Annotated in this window: 20 protein-coding genes; 6 read left to right on the top strand and 14 right to left on the bottom strand. The window is 66.5% G+C overall.

Annotation, left to right across the window (positions count from 1 at the left end):
- Nucleotides 1-53 precede the first annotated feature (53 nt).
- Complete coding sequence (locus TX80_RS13830; protein WP_049923709.1) at nucleotides 54-458, top strand: MoaD/ThiS family protein; 405 nt, start codon at nucleotides 54-56, stop codon at nucleotides 456-458.
- A 69-nt stretch (nucleotides 459-527) separates the two neighbouring features.
- Nucleotides 528-860 (top strand): CGCGG family putative rSAM-modified RiPP protein, encoded by a 333-nt coding sequence (locus TX80_RS13825; RefSeq protein ID WP_049923708.1) that lies wholly within the window; start codon nucleotides 528-530, stop codon nucleotides 858-860.
- On the opposite strand, the gene TX80_RS13820 is transcribed toward TX80_RS13825, so the two are convergent.
- The 3 genes from TX80_RS13820 to TX80_RS13810 form a co-directional block, all read right to left on the bottom strand.
- A complete protein-coding gene (locus TX80_RS13820) occupies nucleotides 841-1,479 on the bottom strand; it encodes a dienelactone hydrolase family protein (RefSeq protein WP_049923707.1) in 639 nt (212 codons plus the stop codon). The genes TX80_RS13825 and TX80_RS13820 overlap by 20 nt on opposite strands.
- 95 nt (nucleotides 1,480-1,574) lie before the next feature.
- A complete protein-coding gene (locus tag TX80_RS13815) occupies nucleotides 1,575-2,786 on the bottom strand; it encodes a TIGR04347 family pseudo-SAM/SPASM protein (protein WP_049923706.1) in 1,212 nt (403 codons plus the stop codon).
- A complete protein-coding gene (locus tag TX80_RS13810) occupies nucleotides 2,783-3,121 on the bottom strand; it encodes an Htur_1727 family rSAM-partnered candidate RiPP (protein WP_049923705.1) in 339 nt (112 codons plus the stop codon). Before TX80_RS13810 ends, TX80_RS13815 begins: the two co-directional genes overlap by 4 nt.
- Before the next feature lie 148 nt (nucleotides 3,122-3,269).
- On the opposite strand from TX80_RS13810, the gene TX80_RS13805 reads away from it, so the two are divergent.
- Nucleotides 3,270-4,403, top strand: coding sequence for a TIGR04053 family radical SAM/SPASM domain-containing protein (locus tag TX80_RS13805; protein ID WP_049923704.1), 1,134 nt, complete (start codon nucleotides 3,270-3,272; stop codon nucleotides 4,401-4,403).
- A gap of 348 nt (nucleotides 4,404-4,751) precedes the next feature.
- Here TX80_RS13805 and TX80_RS13800 read toward each other — a convergent pair whose 3' ends face one another.
- Nucleotides 4,752-6,578 carry an acetyl-CoA carboxylase biotin carboxylase subunit gene (locus TX80_RS13800; RefSeq protein ID WP_049923703.1) on the bottom strand — a complete coding sequence of 609 codons (1,827 nt, stop codon included), beginning with the start codon at nucleotides 6,576-6,578 and terminating at the stop codon, nucleotides 4,752-4,754.
- 211 nt (nucleotides 6,579-6,789) lie between these two features.
- Here TX80_RS13800 and TX80_RS13795 point away from each other — a divergent pair, with 211 nt between their 5' ends.
- Nucleotides 6,790-7,563 carry a class I SAM-dependent methyltransferase gene (locus TX80_RS13795; RefSeq protein WP_049923702.1) on the top strand — a complete coding sequence of 258 codons (774 nt, stop codon included), beginning with the start codon at nucleotides 6,790-6,792 and terminating at the stop codon, nucleotides 7,561-7,563.
- 4 nt (nucleotides 7,564-7,567) lie between these two features.
- Here the strand turns inward: TX80_RS13795 and TX80_RS13790 are convergent, their stop codons facing one another.
- Nucleotides 7,568-7,942, bottom strand: a complete 375-nt coding sequence (locus TX80_RS13790; RefSeq protein ID WP_049923701.1) for a hypothetical protein — start codon at nucleotides 7,940-7,942, stop codon at nucleotides 7,568-7,570.
- Nucleotides 7,943-7,945: 3 nt separating this feature from the next.
- Nucleotides 7,946-9,490 (bottom strand): acyl-CoA carboxylase subunit beta, encoded by a 1,545-nt coding sequence (locus TX80_RS13785; protein ID WP_049924089.1) that lies wholly within the window; start codon nucleotides 9,488-9,490, stop codon nucleotides 7,946-7,948.
- Nucleotides 9,491-9,651: 161 nt separating this feature from the next.
- On the opposite strand from TX80_RS13785, the gene TX80_RS13780 reads away from it, so the two are divergent.
- Entirely contained in the window at nucleotides 9,652-11,019 is a 1,368-nt protein-coding gene (locus TX80_RS13780; protein WP_049923700.1) for a sodium-dependent transporter, read from the top strand.
- A gap of 153 nt (nucleotides 11,020-11,172) precedes the next feature.
- Complete coding sequence (locus tag TX80_RS13775; protein ID WP_049924088.1) at nucleotides 11,173-12,456, top strand: ABC transporter substrate-binding protein; 1,284 nt, start codon at nucleotides 11,173-11,175, stop codon at nucleotides 12,454-12,456.
- On the opposite strand, the gene TX80_RS13770 is transcribed toward TX80_RS13775, so the two are convergent.
- The 8 genes from TX80_RS13770 to TX80_RS13735 all read right to left on the bottom strand — a co-directional run bounded on the left by TX80_RS13770 (nucleotide 12,453) and on the right by TX80_RS13735 (nucleotide 20,788).
- The gene (locus TX80_RS13770; protein ID WP_049923699.1) at nucleotides 12,453-13,157 is read right to left on the bottom strand and encodes an ABC transporter ATP-binding protein; all 705 of its coding nucleotides are present in this window, start codon (nucleotides 13,155-13,157) and stop codon (nucleotides 12,453-12,455) included. The two genes, TX80_RS13775 and TX80_RS13770, sit on opposite strands and share 4 nt — an antisense overlap.
- Nucleotides 13,157-13,987: an ABC transporter ATP-binding protein gene (locus tag TX80_RS13765; protein WP_049923698.1), complete on the bottom strand. Its 831-nt coding sequence runs from the start codon at nucleotides 13,985-13,987 to the stop codon at nucleotides 13,157-13,159. The genes TX80_RS13770 and TX80_RS13765 overlap by 1 nt, the downstream gene beginning before the upstream one ends.
- Complete coding sequence (locus tag TX80_RS13760) at nucleotides 13,984-15,294, bottom strand: branched-chain amino acid ABC transporter permease (protein WP_049923697.1); 1,311 nt, start codon at nucleotides 15,292-15,294, stop codon at nucleotides 13,984-13,986. The genes TX80_RS13765 and TX80_RS13760 overlap by 4 nt, the downstream gene beginning before the upstream one ends.
- A complete protein-coding gene (locus tag TX80_RS13755) occupies nucleotides 15,291-16,403 on the bottom strand; it encodes a branched-chain amino acid ABC transporter permease (RefSeq protein ID WP_049923696.1) in 1,113 nt (370 codons plus the stop codon). Before TX80_RS13755 ends, TX80_RS13760 begins: the two co-directional genes overlap by 4 nt.
- Before the next feature lie 225 nt (nucleotides 16,404-16,628).
- Nucleotides 16,629-16,931 carry a hypothetical protein gene (locus TX80_RS13750; RefSeq protein ID WP_049923695.1) on the bottom strand — a complete coding sequence of 101 codons (303 nt, stop codon included), beginning with the start codon at nucleotides 16,929-16,931 and terminating at the stop codon, nucleotides 16,629-16,631.
- Nucleotides 16,932-17,022: 91 nt separating this feature from the next.
- The gene (locus tag TX80_RS13745; protein WP_049923694.1) at nucleotides 17,023-17,853 is read right to left on the bottom strand and encodes a metallophosphoesterase; all 831 of its coding nucleotides are present in this window, start codon (nucleotides 17,851-17,853) and stop codon (nucleotides 17,023-17,025) included.
- Between the two features lie 11 nt (nucleotides 17,854-17,864).
- Nucleotides 17,865-19,505, bottom strand: a complete 1,641-nt coding sequence (locus TX80_RS13740) for a hypothetical protein (RefSeq protein ID WP_049923693.1) — start codon at nucleotides 19,503-19,505, stop codon at nucleotides 17,865-17,867.
- Complete coding sequence (locus tag TX80_RS13735; protein ID WP_049923692.1) at nucleotides 19,502-20,788, bottom strand: Single-stranded DNA binding protein; 1,287 nt, start codon at nucleotides 20,786-20,788, stop codon at nucleotides 19,502-19,504. The genes TX80_RS13740 and TX80_RS13735 overlap by 4 nt, the downstream gene beginning before the upstream one ends.
- Between the last annotated feature and the right edge of the window lie 49 nt (nucleotides 20,789-20,837).

Here is a 20,837-nt window from a genome sequence, read left to right as displayed (position 1 = left end):
GTCCGAACACGTTCGGAACGGACTGTTTGCCCGCTCGCGCCGTCCCATCGGCCATGGCGACGGAATCCACGGCCGAATCCGGCTCCGAGCGCGACGCGCGGACGACCGTCACGGTCCGGTGTACCGGCCACGTCCGCGAGGCCGTCGGCACCCACGAACTCGAGTTCACCTTCGAGGGGACGACGCTCCGGGCGTTTCTCGAGGCGTTCTTCGACGAGTACGACGTCGAGGAGATGCTCATCGCCGAAACGGCCGCCGAGGAGACCGCCCGCGGCTGGGTCCCGGTACCGGACGATCTCCCGGGGGTCTGGCGCAAGAACCCCGCGGGCGAACGGACACGGGCGTACGCTCGCGTCTGCATCAACGGCCGGTTCAACGAACACTACGACGGGTTCGAGACGCGACTCGAGGACGGCGACCGCGTGGCGCTTCTGTACCCGTTCCTCTTTTGCTGTTAGCTGCGACCCCGGTTCGTCCCGAACCGGTTCGGCTCAGGGCTTACTCCCGGCGGCGTCCAACCGATCCGTATGACCGAAGACGCCGCGGACGTCGAACCGGTGACCCGCCGCGACCACGACGTCTCGTGGTCCGCGAACCTCGAGCAGCCCCGCCACGCCGACGACCGCGATCTCGTCGTCGAACAGGCCAAAGACGCGGTCGCGGCGACCGCGACCGGCTGTCACGTCAACCTCGTCACCCACGGCGACCACGGCCACCCGGAGACGTACCTCTGGGAGCCGCTGGCGGCGGCGTTCGACGACCGATCGCTCGAGTTCGAGTACGTCGACCGGTGTGGCTGTGGCGGCCACGTGACCCGCGTGTTCGTCGGCGGGGAGAGCGTCACTCGAGGTGGGTCGTAAACCAGTCGGCGGCGTGGTCGGCGACCGCCTCGAGTTCCCCCGGCCCCTCGAAGAGGTGGCCCGCCCCCTCGACGACCCGGAGATCGCACTCGCACGAGAGCGCCGCGTAGCGCTCCCGGTTCAGCTCGAGGACCGACTCGTCCGCGCCGCCCACGACGAGCAACGTCGGTGCGGTCACGTCCTCGAGAACGTCCGCGGCCATGTCGACCCGTCCGCCCCGCGAGACGACCGCGTCGATCTCCGTCTCCGGGCGGACAGCGCCGCGAAGGGCCGCGGCGGCCCCGGTGCTGGCTCCGAAGTAGCCGACCGACCGGCCGTCCGTTCGATCGCGCACCCACCGGGTCGTCGAAACGAGACGGTCGGTCAACAGCGGGATGTCGAACCGATTCTCCCGGTCTCGATCCTCGCGCTCGGTGAGCAGGTCGAACAGGAGCGTGCCGAGTCCGCGCTCGCGCAAGCGCTCGGCGACGAAGTTGTTCCGCGGACTGTGCCGGCTGCTCCCGCTCCCGTGGGCGAAGACGACGAGTCCGGACGACGCCGGCGGCACCGCGAGTTCGCCCTCGAGCGTCACCCCGTCGACCGGAATCTCGGTGACGGTCTCGATTCCGTCGGACACCATACCGGGGGTCCGCGTTGTATCCGGTTGATTGTTGGGACCTGTTCGTCGTCGTGACCGTCTCCACCGCGAGAATTCGGATCGCCGCCCGAGATCTATCAATCCGCAGCGCCGCCGGCGGCCGGGGTTTCGCCGTGTACCTCGTCGTCGGTGAGATAACACTGCGGGTCGGGAGCGAACAGGTCCCCCGTCTCCGCGAGCGCCCGCAGGCGGGACGCGCCGCGACAGATCGACCGGTACTGACAGTCAGCACACTTGCCCGTGAGGTGTTGCTCGCGGTTGCGAAGCGCGTTCAAAAGCGGATTCGACTCGTCCTCCCAGATCTCGCCGAACGGCCGATCACGGACGTTGCCGAGGCTGTAGCCCTGCCAGAACTGGGTGAGGTGGACGTTCCCCTCGTAGTCGACGTCGGCGATCCGTTCGCCCGTCGGGTCCCCGCCGTTTCGCTCGAGGTACTCGTAGACCGCCCGGGCTTTCGCCTCGCCGAACTCCTCGCGGGCGTACTCGACGAGGAAGGCGGCGTCGGCGTAGTTGCCGACCAGCAGCGTCTCGATCTCCTCGCCGCGGTCGTGGTACTCGAGGGTGAGGTCCGCCACGCTCCTGACGGCCTCGCGTTTCTCCCGCGGCGTGAGGTCGGCGTCGACGATCTCGGCACCGCGGCCGCCGTAATCGAGGTGGTAGAAACAGAACCGGTCCAGGCCGACGTCGGCGAGCAGGTCGACGACCCCCTCGAGATCGGCGGCGTTGGCCTCGGTGATGGTGTACCGCAGGCCGGTCTTGAGACCGGCGTCCAGACAGTTCTCGATGCCGCGGACGGCGGCGTCGAACGCGCCGTCTTCGCCCCGGAACCGGTCGTTTCGCTCCGGCAGGCCGTCGACGGAGATGCCGGCGTACTGGAGGCCGGCGTCCCGGAGCGCGGCCGCTTTCTCGCCGGTCAGCAGGGTGCCGTTCGAGGAGAGTACCGGCCGGAGCCCCCGGTCGGCGGCGTAGCCGACGAGGTCGACCAGATCGTCGCGGACGAGGGGTTCGCCGCCGGAGAACAGCACCACGGGCGCGCCGTAGTCGGCGAGCTGGTCGAGAAACGCCTTCGCCTCGGCGGTCGAGAACTCGCCGGGCGCGGGTTCGGTTTCGGCCCCGGCATAGCAGTGCGAACAGTACAGGTTACACCGCCGGGTCGCGTTCCAGACGACGACCGGGTTCCGCTGTTTTTCCTCGGTGATCTGGGGCTTCTCGGAGCCGTCGGCCGCGTCGTACCGCAGGCCGTCGCCCTCCGCGTCGAGATCACAGAGGAGTTTGCTGATCGAGATCACGCGTCTCTCACCCGCGGCGTGCCCTCGGTTTCCTCGTAGACGCGGGGTTCGTCGCCGTCGCGATCGGGTTCGTCCGCGCGTTCCTCGGCCGCCGATTCGAGCCCACGAGTCGAATAGCGTTCGACCTCGTCGGCCGGACAGAGCCAGAGGTCGGCGGCGTACCAGCCGAACAGTCTCGAGGCGTGTTCGTGGGCTTCCGTCGCGCTCGCAGCCGCGACGCTGCCGACGTGGCGCATCGGGTCCGACTCCTCGTGGCGGACGAACACCTCCCACTGCCGGGTCGGATTCCCGCGTTCGGCGCTGTCGATCCGTGAGCGGCGTGCCTTCTCGACCATATCTGACCGTTCGAACGCGGGCCGAAGGACGTTCCTCAAACTCCCAGTCGGTGGGAACACCAGTGTCGGAGAACGAACATGTTCGTGAGTTCCCGCCCGACGGGAACGAGAGGGGCGTTTTCGTTCGGTCGATGCCTAGCTGCGGCCGATGCGCCCCGGCCACTTCGACCTCGATACCGCCGAGCGACCGCTCGTGTTGATCTGGGAACTCACGCAGGCCTGCGCGCTGGCCTGCGACCACTGTCGAGCCGACGCCCGTCCGCACCGCGATCCCGACGAGCTGTCGACGGCCGAGGGGAAACGACTGCTCGAGGACGCCGCCGAGTTCGGGGACGGGCAACTCGTCGTCCTCTCGGGGGGCGACCCGCTCGTCCGCGACGACGTCGAGGAACTGATCGGGTACGGCGACGAACTGGGGTTGCGGATGACGATCACCCCCAGCGGAACCACCTCGCTGACCGCCGAGCGCGTTCAGGCGTTGGCCGACGCCGGGCTCAAACGGATGGCCGTCAGCCTCGACGGCGCGTCACCCGAAACACACGACGCGTTCCGGGGTGAAGACGGCAGCTTCGAGGAGACGATTCGAGCCGTCGAGGACGCGCGAAACGCGGGCGTTCCCGTTCAGGTCAACACCACTGTCTGCCGGGAGACCGTCGGCGAACTCCCGGCGATCCGCGAACTGCTCCGGGAGATCGGAGCCGTGATGTGGAGCGTCTTCTTTCTCGTCCCCGTCGGTCGCGGTCGGGTTCTCGAGCCGATCGATCCCGACGAGGCCGACGCGGTGATGGCCTGGCTGGACGAGGTCAGCGACGCCGAGCCGTTCGGCGTCAAGACCACCGAGGCACCCCACTACCGACGCGTCTCGATGCAGCGCCGGACGAACGGCGACGACGGCGGCGACAACGACGGCGTCCGCCGCCGGACGGGCATCACCGCGGGCGACGGCTTCGCGTTCGTCAGTCACACGGGTGAAGTGTATCCGTCCGGATTCTTGCCGCAATCCGCCGGCAACGTCCGAGAGACGCCGGTCCACGAACTCTATCGCGAGTCGTCGCTGTTCCGGGCGCTACGCGACCGGGACCGACTCGAGGGCAAGTGCGGTGCCTGCCCGTACCGCCACGTCTGTGGCGGCAGCCGGTCGCGCGCGTTCGCCCACACCGGCGATCCCCTCGCCAGCGATCCCCTCTGTCCCTACGTTCCCGACGGGTACGACGGACCGTTGCCGTGGGACGGCTCGTCGGGATCGACCTTCGAGGCCGAGGCGGATCTCGAGAACGCGTAACCGACCGGGGACCGCAAAAACAGTCGACGGTCGGGGCCGTGCCGACTGACCAACCCACCCCGTGGGAACGCCCGTCGGATCCGGGCACGACCCCGAGCATCGGACGATGACCCGAGAGAAGCGGGCTATCGACGCACCGATCTCGGGACGGCCGAACGCGCACGCGGTAACCGAGGGGAGTGCGTTCGCCGTCGGGTCGGTCGCCGGTCACCACGTGCAGGCGATTCCGATCACCACCGACCGCTCGTCGTTTCGGTACCGCGTGCGTTCGACCGTTGCGAGGGAAGCCCCGTCACCGTTTGTCCGAACACGTTCGAGCGCCGGGACGGGTATTTCGGACCGGCGGCGTCACTCGAGCACGACCAGCGTATCGCCCATGTCGACGCTCTGGTCCTCTTCGACGGCGATCTCGGTGACCGTCCCGCCCTGCGAGGCGACGATATCGTTTTCCATCTTCATCGCCTCGAGGACGACCAGTACGTCGCCGGCGGCGACCTCGTCGCCCTCCTCGACTTCGATGTCGAGGATCGTCCCCTGCATTTCGGCGTCGACGGTTTCGCCGTCGCCCGCGATATCGGGACCGCCGCTGTCGCCGCCCGCGGGCTGGGGCGGACTGGCGGCTGTGCCGCCGGTCCCGCCGTCGCCGGTCGGGATCGCCGGCGCGCCGTGTTCCTCGAGTTCGACCTCGAAGCGCTTGCCGTTGACTTCGACGGTGAACTCGCGTTCGACCGTTTCTTCGTCCTCGCCGTCGCCGGTGGTGTCGCTCCCCCACTGCTGTTGGGCTTCCTCGATCCGGCTTTGGTCTAACTCCTCGTCCAGATACTTCGTCGTGTGGGTGCTGGCGACGAACTCCTCGTCGGTGAGCATGAGCCGGTGGAACGGGATGATCGTCGGGATGCCCTCGATCTCGTACTCACGCAGCGCGCGCAGCGACCGCTCGATGCACTCGTCGCGGTCCTCGCCCCAGACGACCAGTTTCGCGATCATCGAGTCGTAGTCCGTGACGAGTTCGTCGCCCTGTTTCAGGGCGTCGTCGAGACGGACCCCGATCCCGCCCGGCGGGTCGTAGGTCTCGAGCGTACCGCCGGTCGCCGGCGCGAAGTCCTCGGCGGCGTTTTCGGCGTTGATCCGGAACTCCATCGCGTGGCCGTCGAAGGTGACGTCGTCCTGATCGAAGTCGATCTCCTCGCCGGCCGCGATCCCGATCTGGCGTTTGACGATGTCGATACCCGTGATCTCTTCGGTGACGGTGTGTTCGACCTGGATGCGGGTGTTGACTTCGAGGAAGTAGAAGTTCGCGTCCGGTCCGAGGGGGCCGTCACGACCGGGTTCCTCCTCGACGAGGAACTCGACGGTGCCGGCGTTGGTGTAGTCGGCGGCGGCGACGCCGCGCCGTGCGGCCTCGCCGATCTTCTCGCGGAGTTCGTCGGTCAGTGCCGCCGAGGGGCCCTCCTCGATGACCTTCTGGTGGCGACGCTGGAGCGAACAGTCGCGCTCGCCCAGATGGCGGACGTTTCCGTGTTCGTCCGCGAGAATCTGGACCTCGATGTGGCGTGGCTGTTCGAGGTAGCGTTCGAGGTAGACCGACGGATTGTCGAAGTAGGCCTCGCCCTCGCGTTTGGCGCTCTCGAGTTGGTCCTCGACCTCGCTTTCGTCCCAGACGACTTTCATGCCGCGGCCGCCGCCCCCGCCTTCGGCCTTGATGGCGATCGGGTAGCCGTGTTCGTCGCCGAACGCCTTGACCTCCTCGGGATCGGTGACCGGTTCCGTGGTCCCGGGGACGATCGGTACGTCGGCCTCGGCCATGATCGTGCGAGCTTTGGTCTTCTCGCCCAGCGACTCCATGGCGTCGCTCGAGGGGCCGATCCAGGTGATCCCCTCGGCGGCCTCGACCTTGCTCGCGAACTCGGCGTTTTCCGCGAGGAAGCCGTATCCGGGGTGGATCGCGTCGGCGTCGGCCTTCCGCGCGGCCTCGATGACGGCCTCGTGATCGAGATACGAGTCGGCCGCGCGGGCCGGCCCGACGTTGTACGCCTCGTCGGCGTATCGGACATGCCCCGAGTCCCTGTCGGCTTCGGAGTAGATAGCGACGGTCCCGACGTTGAGTTCTTCACACGCTCGCATCACTCTCACGGCGATTTCCCCACGGTTCGCCACCAGGACCTTCCTGAACATTGCTGTGGAAACAATTGCGGGGCGACTACCTTACTTTTTCGCAACGAGTCGGTGTTCCGAGACGGTCTCGCGCTCGAGACCGTCGCTCGAACCGGGCGACCGGCGATCGTTCCGGCTCGCGGCGGCCGATCGAACGATCATCTTCGGGGCAACGTTGAGGGCAATCCCGCAACGCAGGTGACACAACGGGCATTCCGTCCCTCGGAAACAAATGACACGACGACCGATGGCGAACCAGCCGGGATACGCGGTGCCCGCCGAGATCGGCAAGCGAGTCCTTCGACCCGGCGGGACGGAGCTGACCCACGACCTTCTCGAGGCGGTACGGATCACGTCGGCCGACGACGTCGTCGAATTCGCGCCGGGAACGGGCGAGACCGCACGAGAGATCGCCGCGTTGGGGCCGAACTCGTATACCGGAATCGAACGCGACCGCGAGGCCGCTGCGACGCTTCGAAACGAGTTTTCCGGTCCCGATCGGGAGATCGTCGTGGGAGACGCCGCCGGGACGGATCGGCGGGCGGCATCCGCGGACGTGGTGGTGGGAGAGGCGATGTTGACGATGCAACCCGAAGACGGCACCGCCGCAATCATGGCGGAAGCGAATCGGCTCCTGCGACCGGGTGGCCGCTACGGGATTCACGAACTGGGACTCGTCCCCGACGATCTCGACGCGGACGTGAAAGCGACGATCAGGGAGGACCTCACGGCGGCGACGAAGGTGCCCGCCCGTCCGCGGACCGGGACGGAGTGGGCGTCGCTGTTAGAAGAGGCGGGGTTCTCCGTTACGTGGCGTTCGACTTCCCCGATGCGGCTCCTCGAGCCGACGCGGGTACTCGACGACGAAGGGGTGGTTCGGACGCTTGCGATCGCGTACAACCTGCTCACACACCCAGAGGCACGTCGCCGTCTCCGGTCGATGCGACGCGTCTTCAACCGGCACGGGAATCGGTTGCGCGCGATCGCGATCGTCGCCGAAAAATGAGTCCTCAGAACCGGTCCGTTCGTCCGGCGGCGGACCACGCGTCCGTCGGGGCCTCGCGCGGAACGCGGGCGAACCGGTGCTGCTGTGTTCGCATGCGGCCGCTGAACGCCCAGCGCTTGCCGTCCCAGCGTTCCTCGCTTCCCGCCGCGGCCGCTACCGCCAGCGCGTGATCGTGGAGGTGTGCGCCGATCGCGACGGCGATGGCCGCCGCCTCCTCGTCGGTCGCGTCGTCGGGAAGATCGAGATCGACGCCCGACGGCAGGCCGATCTCGAGGGGGGAACCCCCGGAACCCGCGTCCGGATCCGGGCCGCTCGAGGGGTTCCGGGATCGGTTCGTTCGGCCGTCGTCGCCGGCGTGGGTCCGTTCCTGTGTGGTCATAGATTACAGCGGAATGTTGCCGTGTTTCTTGTCCGGGTTCGACTCGCGTTTCGTCTCGAGCATCTCGAGGTCGTCGATCAGCCGCGGCCGGGTCTCGGTCGGAACGATCACATCGTCGAGGAAACCTTTGTCCGTTGCGGTGTACGGGTTGGCGAACTCCTCACGATATTCCTCGATGAGTTCGTCCCGGAGTTCGTCGGGGTTGTCGGCTTGCTCGAGTTCGTCCCGGTAGAGGATGTTGACCGCGCCCTGCGGTCCCATGACGGCGATCTCCGCCGTCGGCCAGGCGTAGTTGACGTCCGCGCCGAGGTTTTTCGAGGCCATCACGCAGTAGGCCCCGCCGTAGGCCTTGCGGGTGATGACCGTCAGCAGCGGTACGGTCGCCTCGGCGTAGGCGTACAGCAGTTTCGCGCCGTGGCGGATGATCCCGCGGTGTTCCTGATCGGTGCCGGGCATGTAGCCGGGGACGTCGACGAAGGTGACGATGGGAATGTTGAAGGAATCGCAGAATCGGACGAACCGCGATCCCTTCATCGAGGAGTCGACCGTGAGGGTGCCGGCGTTGACCCGTGGCTGGTTGGCGACGATGCCGACCGACCGGCCATCGAGGCGGCCGAAGCCGACGACCAGCTCCTTGGCGAAGTTCTCCGCGACCTCGAAGAACGAACCCTCGTCGACGACGGCGTCGATAACGTCGATCATGTCGTAGGGCTTCTGTGGGCTCGGCGGAACGATGTCCGTGAGCCGTTCGTCGCGGCGATCGGGGTCGTCCCACGGCTCGACGCGGGGCGGGTCCTCGACGTTGTTCTGGGGCAGATACGACAGGAGCCGCTTGATGTCGTCTAGGGCCTGCTCTTCGGACTTGCAGGCGAACTGGGCGACGCCGGTCTTGTTGGCGTGTGTCATCGCGCCGCCGAGTTCCTCGTGGGTGACCTCCTCGCCGGTGACGGTCTTGGTGACGCCCGGCCCGGTGATGTACATGTGGCTCGTCTCCTGAACCATGAAGATGAAGTCGGTGATCGACGGCGAGTACACCGCGCCGCCGGCACACGGCCCCATGATCGCCGAGATCTGGGGTACGACGCCGCTTGCCTCCTGATTTCGCCGGAAGATCTCGGTGAATCCGGCGAGGCTCTTGACCCCTTCCTGAATGCGGGCCCCGGCGGAGTCGTTGAGGCCGACGATCGGTGCACCGACCTCCATGGCCATATCCATGACCTTACAGATCTTCTCGGCGAAAACCTCGCCGAGCGATCCGCCGAAGACGGTGAAATCGTGGGCGAAGACGAACACCGTCCGACCGTTGACTTCGCCGTAGCCGGTGACGACGCCGTCGCCGGGGATCTTCTTTTCCTCCATCCCGAACTGGCTGGTCTGGTGGGTTCGAAGCTGATCGAACTCGGTGAAGGTTCCGTCGTCGAGGAAGTAGTCGATCCGCTCGCGGGCGGTCATCTTGCCCTTGTCGTGTTGCTTTTCGATCCGGTCCTCGCCCCCGCCCAGGCGAGCCTCTTCGCGCAACTCCTCGAGTTCGTCGATGCGATCCTCCATCGTCATGCGTGAAACACCCCTGTCGGTTTCATACGGCGTTGTGCGAGGACCAACAGGAAAAGGATTACCGTACCACCGACGCATTCAATTTTAATTATCTTTACACGTGTTATTGGACCTCACGGAAAGTTATATATAAGGCCTGTTGAAACACGTAGGGCATGGTACAACGAGAGACATGGGCAACGAGAACAGGGTTTATCCTCGCTGCCGTCGGTAGCGCAGTCGGGTTGGGAAACATCTGGCGGTTCCCGTTTATCGCAGCGGATGGCGGCGGGGCGGCGTTTCTCGTCGTCTACCTGCTGTTCGTCGCGTTTATCGGGTTCCCGGCGATTCTGGTCGAGTTCGTCGTCGGTCGCCGCACCGAACGCAATCCGGTTGGTGCACTGCTAGAACTGGGCGGTGACGTCTGGAAGTACGTCGGTGGACTGTTCATCGTCACCGGCTTCGTGATCCTCTCGTACTACAGCGTCATCGCGGGCTGGTTCATCCGGTACTTCCTCGAAGGGCTTCGCGGGAGTTACGTGGGCCGACTCGCCGCCTACGGCGAAGCGGGCGCGATGTTCGGCGAAGTTTCGACCGGCCTCGACGCGCTCGTCTTGCACACGCTCTTTATGGCGGTGACGATCGGCGTCGTCGCGCTGGGCATCCGGCGGGGCATCGAATTCGCCACGAAAGCGATGGTGCCGTCGATCGTCCTCCTGCTGGTCGGACTCGCCGTCTGGGCGTCTACCCTGCCCAACGCGGGGGCCGGCTACGAGTACTACCTGTCGCCGGACTTCGGCGTCATCCTCGAGAACTGGCAGGAACTGCTGCCGGCAGCGGCCGGACAGGCGTTTTTCACCCTCTCGCTCGGGATGGGCGTGATGATCACCTACGCGTCCTACCTCGGCGAAGACCGTAACCTGACCAGAGACGCCGCGACGATCATCGGTTTCGATACCGGTATCGCCATCCTGACCGGTCTCGTCGTCTTCCCGGTTATCACGTCCGCGGGCATCGAACCGGCGGCCCCCGGTCCGAACGTCATCTTCATCTCGATGACGGAGGCGTTCGCGAACGTCACCGGCGGCCACCTGCTCGGACTCGTCTTCTTCGGGACCGTCGTCATCGCGGCGCTCTCGAGCGCCATCTCGCTGCTCGAGGTCGTGACGGCCTACGTCATCGACGAGAAGGGCGTCGAGCGGTGGAAAGCGGCCATCGGAATGGGCGGTGTCGTCTACCTGCTGGGCGTGCCGGTCACGTACGACCTGGTCTTCCTCAGTCTGCTCGACGGCTTCGCCGACGGCATTCTGCTGGTGTTCGGTGCGCTCGTGTTGATGTTGCTGGTCGGCTGGATCACCCCGAAGTTCGCCGTCGAGGAACTTTCGAAAGGGATCGGCGATCTGGGTTCGATCGGGCAGGCGTGGATCTGGGCGATCCGCGTGCCGATCATTATCGTGCTGGTCGTCTCCCTGTACCTCGGGGTCGTCGAGTACGTCGAGTTCCTTACGGGGGACTTCACGGCCTGGATCGAAGCGAACCTGTAACCGCGCAGTTCGGTTTTCTTTTGGACGGTCGACTCGCCGCGTCGGAACCCGGCGGAGACGCTGGCTTCTCCTCCCGAACTGGCCGCTCGAGCGACGGAAGCGGACGATGCTGGTCGCACAAACTCTTTATGTTGGTATGTGGCACCACAGTACATGGAGGGGGAGACAAACCGACGCAACGTGCTCGGCGGGATCGGTGCAGCAGGTGTGGTCGGACTCGCGGGCTGTATCGGGCAGGAAGGGGATATCGAATCTGGCGGTCCGGACGTACTGAACGTCATCGGCTATCCGGAAAGCGGCATTCAGATCTTCCGGGATTACTACTCCGATTTCGACGATGGAACCGAGATCATCGTTCCGGACGGGCTACAGGATGACAACCTTCCGTCCGAAGTCGGTACCGACATGGCGAACGTTACCGGAACGGCACCCGCTTCGGAAGGTCCCCACGAGTCCGCCTTCGAGGAGTTGTACACGGACGAGTACGGGCAGTCACCCGGGGTGTTCAACTCGCACACCTTCGATGCCGTCGCCGTCTGTCTCCTCGCGAACATCGCGGCCGGCGACAACGACGGCGAGGCGGTCCGCGATCAGATGCGCCGGGTCGCAAACCCCGGCGGCGACGAGTACGGCCCCGGCGAGCTCCAGGCGGCCGCCGAGGCCGCCGGGAACGGGGACGAGCTCTCCTATCAGGGGGCCTCGAGCACCGTCAACTTCGACGACGTCGGCGATCCCGCCGAGGCGGCCTACGACGTCTGGGAGTTCGGCGACGAGGGGACCGAAACGGTCGATACGGTCTCGTTCGAGGGCGAGGACCCCGGCGGCGAGATGGCCGACGAGTCGCCCGGCGGCACCGACCGGACCGTGATGATCGCGATGCTGCTCCCGGAAACGGGCGATCTGGGCGAACTCGGGAGTCCGATGATTCAGGCCGGCGAGCTCGCGGCCGCCCAGTTCGAGGGGACGAGTTTCGAGATCGACCTCCAGATCGAGGACACCGAGACCGACGAGGACACCACCCTCAGTAACGGCGGCGCGCTCATCGACGCCGGATACCCCGCGATCGTGGGTGCTGCCTCGTCCGGCAACTCCGTTCCGCTGGTCGGCGAAACCAGCAGTGCGAACGTCGTCCAGTGTTCGCCCGCCAGCACGGCCCTGTCGCTCTCGAACGTCGACGATAACGGGTTCTTCTTCCGGACCGCCCCGAGCGACCTCCTGCAGGGACAGGTCATGGCCGAAGTTTCGGCCACCCGACTCGAGGCCGAACGGGTCGCGACGCTGTACGTCAACAATGATTACGGCCAGCAGCTGTCGGAACAGTACGTCGAGTCGTTCGAATCCGAGCAGGGCGGGGAAGCGCTCAATCAGGTCTCGTTCGAACCCGAACAGGGGTCGTACACCGGCGAACTCGAGTCAGCGCTCGCGGAGGAACGCTAGCCGCCGAGGAACTGCTGGCGGACCTCCTCGTCGTTCAACAGCACGTCACCGGCGTCCTCGTAGCGGTTCTGTCCCTGCACGAGGACGTAGCCCCGATCACAGCGGCGCAACGCTTCCTTCGCGTTCTGCTCGACGACGAGCACGGCGGTTCCGTCGTCGTTGATCCCGTCGACGTGGTCGAACATCTCGTCGACCAGATCCGGCGCGAGGCCGGCGCTCGGCTCGTCGAGCAACAGGAGATCCGGATCCAGCATCAGCGCCCGGCCCATCGCGACCATCTGCTGCTGGCCGCCGCTCATCGCGCCGGTCTTTTGGTCCCGACGCTCTCGCAGTATCGGAAACTGTTCGAAGACGCTTTCGAGGGCGTCCTCGGGGACCCCGTCGAGAATGTACGCTCCCATCTCGAGGTTCTCCTCGACGGTCAAGGAGGGGAAGACGTTGTCCGTCTGCGGAACGTAGCCGATCCCGAGGTGGATGATTTCGTCGGGCGAACGATCGGTGATGTCCCTGCCGTTGAACTCGACCGAGCCGCCCATATACGTCGTGAGCCCGAAAACTGACTTCATCGCCGTCGACTTTCCCGCCCCGTTGGGGCCGACGATGACGACGTATTCCCCCTCGGCGACCCCGAGATCGACGCCGTGCAGGATCTGCAGGTCGCCGTAGCCGGCGTCGAGGTCGGTTACCTCGAGCATCGCCATCAGACCTCACCTCCGAGATACGCTTCGATGACCCGTTCGTTCGACGTGATCGCGTCGGGCGTGCCTTCGGCCAGTACCGACCCCTGATGCATCACGATAACGTGTTCGCAGTGTTCCATGATGAGGTCCATGTCGTGTTCGACGATCAGGAACGTGTAGCCGTCCGCTCGCAGGTCGTGAATGTGCTCGAGTAGTTTCCGCTCGAGCGTCGGATTCACTCCCGCGAACGGTTCGTCGAGCAACAGCATCTCCGGCTCGGTCATCAGCGCCCGGGCCAACTCGAGCAGTTTTCGCTGTCCGCCCGAGAGCGTCCCGGCCTTCGCATCGGCGATATGCTCGATCTCGAAGAACTCGAGGGTTTCCCACACCCGTTCCAGCAACTCCCGCTCCTGTCGCTCGACGCCGCGTCTGGCGACGGGCATGACCGATCGCCAGAGTGCTTCTCCCGCCTGCTCCTTTGCTGGAAGCATCAGGTTCTCGAGGATGGTCATGTTCGCCATCTCGCGGGCGATCTGGAACGTCCGCACGAGGCCGTAGTCGGCACACTCGTGGGGATCGATGCCGGTGATATCACGGCCCTGGAATCGGACCGTCCCGGCGTCGGGGTCGTGGATACCGGTGATGCAGTTGAACGTGGTCGATTTTCCGGCCCCGTTCGGGCCGATCAGACCGGTCATCGACCCCGACTCGACCTCGAAGGATGCGCCGTCGACGGCGACGATTCCGCCGAAGCGTTTGACCAGCCCGTCGACGGCGAGTTCGACGTCGGCACTTCGTGCGGGTGTCTCGACGGCGTCGGTCGCCCGTGTCCCCGCGCTCGAGTCGCTCACGACGACTCACCTCCATGCTCGGCATCGACGCCGCCCGCATCCGGCGGCTTCGTCAGCGAGATTGCCGCCGCCGTCTCCTCGCGGTGGCCGAGAAGGCCGTCCGGCCGGCGATGCATGAGGAGGATCAACGCACCGCCCATGAGCACGAACTGCAGCGTCAGGAACTCGTCGAAGGTGTACTCGAACAGCGGTACCGGGTTCCCGGAGAGCAAGGGTGCGACTGCCTGGGCAAACGTGTTCGGGGCATCGCCGACGGTGACGACCTGTTCGACGAGTCGGCGGACGTATCGCGGTCCCTCGAACAGGACGGCGACGAACAGCCCCGATCCGAGGACGCTTCCCGTGTTCGACCCCGCACCGCCGATGATCAGGGCGATCCAGATGTAGAACGTCACGTGCGGACGGAACGCCTCCGGCGTGACTCCGGTGCGGCGGAACCGCCAGAGGATGCCCGCAAGCCCCATCAGGGCACAGCCGAGCACGAACACCTTGATCTTGAACGCGTCGGTGTTCTTCCCGAGGGAGCGGGCCGCCTCCTCGTCTTCGCGGATCGCCTTCAGGACCCGACCGAACGGCGACCGGCTCGTGCGCTGGATGAGCCAGTAGAAGCCGACGAGGACGAGCACGAGCACGATCGAATACGCCAGCGCCCGCGCCTGTGTCGGGCCGAACCCGAACAGGCTGTTTGTCAGGTCGACGAACGAGCTGAACGCCTCGAGTTCGAAGATGACGTTCATCGGATCGGCGTAATTGCGGGTAAGTCCGCGGCCGCCGCCGGTTCCGAGTTCGATTCCGAGAACGCTGAACTCCTGCAGTGCGCCGGAAGTGACGCCGAGTCGGACGATTTCGGCGAACGCGATCGTCGTGATCGCGAAGTAGTCGGCGCGAAGCCGGAGGGCGGGGATCGCAACGATCAGCCCGGCGATCCCCGCTGCGACGACCCCGCCGAGGACGGCGACGATCATCGGGAGCCCCAGTCCCGGATACTGCGCGGCACCCGCCGGATCGGCGGGCTTTGCGAGCATCATCGTCACGTACAATCCGATCGCCATGAATCCGGCGATGCCGATATTGAACAGTCCGGTGTACCCCCAGTGGAGGTTCAACGCAAGCGTGACCATGCCGTAGACGGCGATCAGGTACGTCATCCGCCGGAGCGTGTTGACGATGCCGTCCAGCGAGTACCCGAGTGCGAGCCCGATCGCCGCGTAGGTGACGTAGATCGCCCCGAAGACGGCGAGTATTTTCACCGCGTCGTGTTCCCACAGCGATTCGATCGTCGACCGTCGCGTGTTCGTGGTGCTCATGCCGTCGTCTTCCCCCCGAAGAGACCGGATGGCTTGAGCAGCAACACGAGGATCATCATCGCGAACGCGGTGATCGTGGTGAAGTCACCGCCCGGTAGCCAGATCATCGACATGTGCATGCTGATGCCGATGACTAATCCGCCGAATATCGCGCCGTAGATCGACCCGATCCCGCCGAGGATCACCGCGGCGAAGATCAAAAGCAGGAGCAACCAGCCGAACTGCCAGTTGATGGTACCGGTCCACAGGACCATGAGATAGCCCGCGCTCCCGGCGAGGCCGCCGCCGATCAGCCAAGTCCAGCGGATCACGCGTTCGGTCGGGATCCCCGTCACGAGCGCCAGATCCTTGTTGTCCGACATCGCCCGCATCGCCGTCCCGAGTTTCGTCCGCTGGAGCAGCAGGTGGACCCCGATCATCAGGACGACCGCAGCGACGATCAGCGTCGCGTCGTGGGCATCGACCGAGACGTAGCCGTCGACGAGCAACAACTCCGCCGACGGCACGCTCGCGGTCGTCCCGCGCGTTCGACTCGAGTAGACGAACACGAGGAGATACCGCAGCGCGAACGCGACGCCGATGCTCGTGATCAACAGCGGAATGCCGCCGGAGCCACGCATCGGTTTGTAGGCGATCCGATCGATCAGGAGAACCAGCAGGGCCGAGCCGACGCCCGCGAGGGCCAGCCCCGCGAGGATCGCAAGCGGCGTCGACGTGATGGCGATCCCGATCTGGGCACCGCCGACGCCCCGCTGTGGTCCCACGAGCGCGAGGTGGCCGACGGTTGCGCTGCCCCAGCCCGCGACGAGATAGGTCCCGCCCCAGCCGATGAACGCGCCCGTCGTCACGTAATCGCCGTGAGCGAAGTTCGCGAAGTTGAGGATGCTGTAGGTCATCGAGAGCCCGATTCCGGCGAGTCCGATGATCAGTCCGTACAGGATCCCCTCCGTCACGTACCGTCCGAGACGCGAGACGCTATACGTTCCGTCGAGAATCCCGACGAGGAGATCCCCCAGCAGAACCACGGCTCCGATCGTGACGACGAGCAACAGTATCTGTTCCCCCGTCATGTCCCGTCCCCGCGTCACGACGTCGTCTACCGTCGACATTTCGACCCCCTTGTGTTGCCAGTCTGTCGGAATAGCACATGCTATGCGTTATCGTGGAACATTATCTAGCTGAGCCGTTTTCCCCGCCCGGAGACGGGATTGAAATCCGACACCACTGGCACGATCGATTATCCGTCAGCGGAGGCTGACGGTCTCGAGACCGGACGCGCTCTCCCGAGCGAGACGACGCGACCCGGCCGGTAGCGACGTGCGAGCGCGGTCGGATCACTCGAGCCCCCAGTCGTCGTCCTCGACGCGGACGGTCGTCAGTTCGTCGCGGTCGCCGAGCAACCGGAACGTAAAGCCGGCGTCGTCCCGCTCGAACTGGAGGTCGATCGTCAGTACGTCGGCGGTGATCTCTTCGGCGTCGGCCGGCGGCGTTTCCCGGGTCTCCGGCGGCTCGAGATCGTAGTCATCGTAGGCGACGTGTGCCGACTCTTCGATCAGATCGTCCGACCCGTACACGTCCGCGTCGATGCCGGACGTCTCGGTTTCCCGCACTTCGAGGCGGTAGGTTTCCAGTGACATACCACCGGGTTCGCCGGGCTCGAGGATGGTGATTCGGCTTACATGCGCTGGTCGGCGGCGCGATAGCCGATTCCGGCAACCCGACGCTGGGTCACACCGACTCGTAGGGTCCGAGCCGGGTCCCATCGAGCAGGTACGCCTCTCCGTCGACCAGCCCGGCGGGCAGAAACGGCGAGAGAAACGACTGGTTCGAGACGTTGACCCACGTACCGCCGACGAGGTCGTTGAACGCCGGCAGTACGATCAGCCGCGGCGGGGTTCCATCGTCGAGCCACGAGAGATCGGCGTACGCCGGCCGCTCGCGGAACGGTGCCGGATCGATGCGCCCGCGGAGCCACGCCGGCTCGACGCGACTGCCCCCGACCTCGTCCTCGAGACGGACGCAGGGGTGTTCGTGGCCGAAACAGACGACGTCGCACTCGAGGACGGCCGGCGACGGCCACGTGTGGCCGTGACAGACCCCGACCCCGTCGAGTGCGATGCCGTCGCCGGAGACGACGGAAACCGCGGGTGTCTCTGCCGAGTCGAACCCGGGAGCGTCGTCCGCGAGCCAGGTTTCGATCAACCCGTCGTGGTTCCCCTTTACGACCGTAACGTCGATCCCCGGCGGCATGGACTCGAAGAGGACCTCGAGTTCGCCGCGTTCCGGGCCGCCGGGATCGCCGATCGAGTGCATCAGGTCCCCGAGCACGGCGAGCCGGTCCGGCCCGGTCCGTTCGAGCAGGGCGGACAGTCGCTCGCGGCGGTCCGGGGCGCGGCTGGGGACCTCGACGCCGCGTTCGTTCCGCAATCCGGCCTCGTAGCCGGCGTGGTAGTCGGCGACGAGCAACGCGCGTTCGGAACCGGTGGTGGCGATCGCGGCGGGTTCGTCGGGGATCGGTTCGACGGACACGCCGCCGGATCGGCGGGGAGCGTCTCGCATCGCGTCCTCGATCAGATGGGCTTGAGCGTCTCGTCGTCCGGCTCGTAACACTGTCCGCCCATCAATGCGTCCTGAATCGCGTCCTCGACGTCGTCCTCGGCCGCACCGGTCTCGTCGATGACGGCGTCGATCAGTTCGGCCCGGTCGGCACCGTCACCGGCGTCGAGGTCGTCCATGGTTTCGACGACGTACGTCTGGAGGTCGACGTCGTCGGCGTCGGTCCCGTCCCCTCCGTCTTCGTCGGTCTCGTCATCGCTGCCCTCGGCGTCGGCCGCCGCCTCGTCCGCGCTGTCCGTCTCGTCGGCCGTGTCGTCGGTCGGCTCCTCCTCGAGATCGGTCGCCTCGCCCGCGTCCGCTGGAGCCGAGTCGCTCTCGAGTCCGGGCTCCGGCGGGGTCCCGGGATCGTCGGCATCGGCCGGGTCGGGAACGTCGAGGTCGGACTCGCCGGGGCTGTCGACTTCGGTTCCGGTCGTGAACTCGGCACCGAACTCCTCCTCGAGCTGTTGGCGCTCCTCGTCGTCCATCTCGTACATCTGGTTGCCGGCGTCGAAATCGCCGAGGTCACCATCCCCGTCGCCGGCGTCGAACGCTCCCGGATCCCCGTCGCCCTCGATGCCGCTCGTCGTGTCGTCGACGTTCGACTCGTCGTATTCGGCGGCGGCCTCGTCGCCGTCGCCCCCCCGTGTCGGTTCGCCTGACTCGTCCTCGAGCGTCGAATCGGCCGCCGTGGCGGAATCGATATCGACGGCGGTATCGGACTCGTGCTCCGTGGTCGTGGCCGTTCCGGCGGCCGACGATGTGGCGACCGTCTCGGCTTCGCCGTCCGGTTCGTCGGCGGCGGTCGCCGCGACCGGCTCCGTCTCCGCCGGCTCGGTCCCGGAGTCGGCGTTCATGCCGCCGAGATCCGGCCCGCCGAGGTCGGCCAGCGAATCGAACGTCGCGGTCCCGTACTCGGAACTGGACCCGTCCGGACCGATCTCGAGGCCGCTCACCTGATCGCGGTCGCCGGCGACGACTTCGACGGCCTCGACCGCACAGTCACGCAGAGCCGCGAGGTACGACGGCGTCGTTCCGTAGTGCTCTCGAGCCAGCGGAATCCCCGCTGCGAGGGCCGGATCGACGCCGGCTTCGGACAGCGCGTCGGTCGATGCGCCGTCCCCGGCGGCCGCGGCGTACGTGCCGATCCGCTCGAGGGTCCGTTCGGCCGCGCTGACGACCCAGCGGTCGCGGGTGTCGGCGTCGACGGTCGCGATGCTCTCGGGCCGGATCGAAGTGTAGACCCGGTCGCCGTCGTCGGGCTGGAACGTCCGTGCCTTGCCGGTCACCGCGACGAACGCCGGCGGCTCGATCCCCTCGAGGAAGGCCAGTTCGTCCGGCTGGTACTGGCCGGCGTAGACGACGAACGCGCCGGTCGGATCGACGACCCGCGCACGGACCATCTCGTCGTTGACCGGCGAGACCTCGGTCAGCGTCCCGACGGCGAACAGCCGGTTGACGCGAGCGCCCGTCGGCGAGACCACGTAGTTGGGCGCGCGCTCCTCGTCGCTTTCGGCGTAGGAAAGCGAGGCGTCGTCGTACTCGGCCGCGAAGAGCCGGTAGGCGATCTCCCGGCCCGGCACCTCGTCGCCGTCGTCGGCACCGTTTGCGCTCATGCGGTCACCCCCTCGAGGAAGGCACGGGCACGCGTTTCCGGATCGTCGTCGCTCTCCGCGAACGTCTCGGCATCGACGTTCGCGCCGTACTCGTCGACGGAGAGGTGGCCGCGCACGCGGTACTCGCGACCGACGATTCGGTCGCGGATCGTCTCGGCGACGACCTCCTGATCCATCGCTTCGCGGGCCTGCTCGAGGGCGTCCTCGAGCGTGCCGCCGTAGACATCCGCGGTGAGTTCGTCGTCGAGGACGACGGTGACGGTGCCGGTCCCGTCGTCGAGGATCGCCTTCACACGGAGGTCGTCGATACCGTTGACGTCACCGTGCGTTCGGCACTGTCCCTTCTGGATGACCCGATAACACTCCGGACACCGCTGGATGAGCCCCGAGCCGTCACGGACGGCGATCACGTTGCCGACCAGTTCGACGTCGTAGATGCCGCCGGTTCGAACGGCCTCCCCGACCGCCATCGTCGTCGTATCGGCCCCGACGTCGATCTCGCGGTCGAGTTCGGTGACGGTCGAAAACGCCGAGACGTTGACTTCGGGGACGCCGCGGAACTCCTGAACGTAGGCGTTTTCGATGCGGACCGGGCCGCCGTCCTCGATCTCCGGGGCCGGATCCCAGTTCGTGAACGGGAGCCGCCCGCTCTCGTCGCCGAAGACGCCGCTCAGGATCTCGGTTTCGCCGTCGCGGCCGTCGATCGTCCGGCGTTCGCACTCGAGGACGGCCACCTCGACGTTCACCGCTCGGTCGCCGGTTTGCAACGCCGCGAGATCGGCGTCGCCGCCGATCTCGTCGGCGAACTCCGCGGGGAGTTCGGGCGACTCCTCCTCGAACGAGAGCGAGGTGCTCTCGCCGAGGTTGAGTTCGGGTTCGCCGTCCCACTCGCGGACCCCGGCGTTGCCCGCCGTGACCGCGTCCCCCGGCTCGAGACCGAAGTCCTCCCAGGCGGTGTAATCGATGACGCCGGTCTCGTCGGCCAGTCGGCCTTCGACGATGACGTGATCGTCACCCTGATAGCGGATCGACCGCTTGCCGGCCGTCAGGACGACGCCGGTGACGGTGACGTTGCCGTCCTCGGGCGTGATGTCGGCGATGTCCTTGGCCGACGGTCCACCGCCGCCACCGCCGCTTCCGTCGCCGTACTTCCGGCGGAGGCTCTGTTTGGCCTCGTCGATCGGGACGCTGTACTCGACCAGATTCCGCAAGTCGGATTTGACCTCCTCTTTGTCGACACCGAGGTCGGAGGCGAGAGCCTCGGCATGATCGTCGAGTTCCATCGTTCGGTTTTCGAGTCGGGGCTTGAAAAGCGTTCCCGGAGGGCGGTGG

Source organism: Halopiger djelfimassiliensis (genome assembly GCF_000455365.1).
In the GTDB taxonomy this organism is placed as follows: domain Archaea; phylum Halobacteriota; class Halobacteria; order Halobacteriales; family Natrialbaceae; genus Halopiger_B; species Halopiger_B djelfimassiliensis.
Note: the sequence above shows the minus strand (reverse complement) of the source record. Positions and strands in the feature narration are given on the sequence as shown.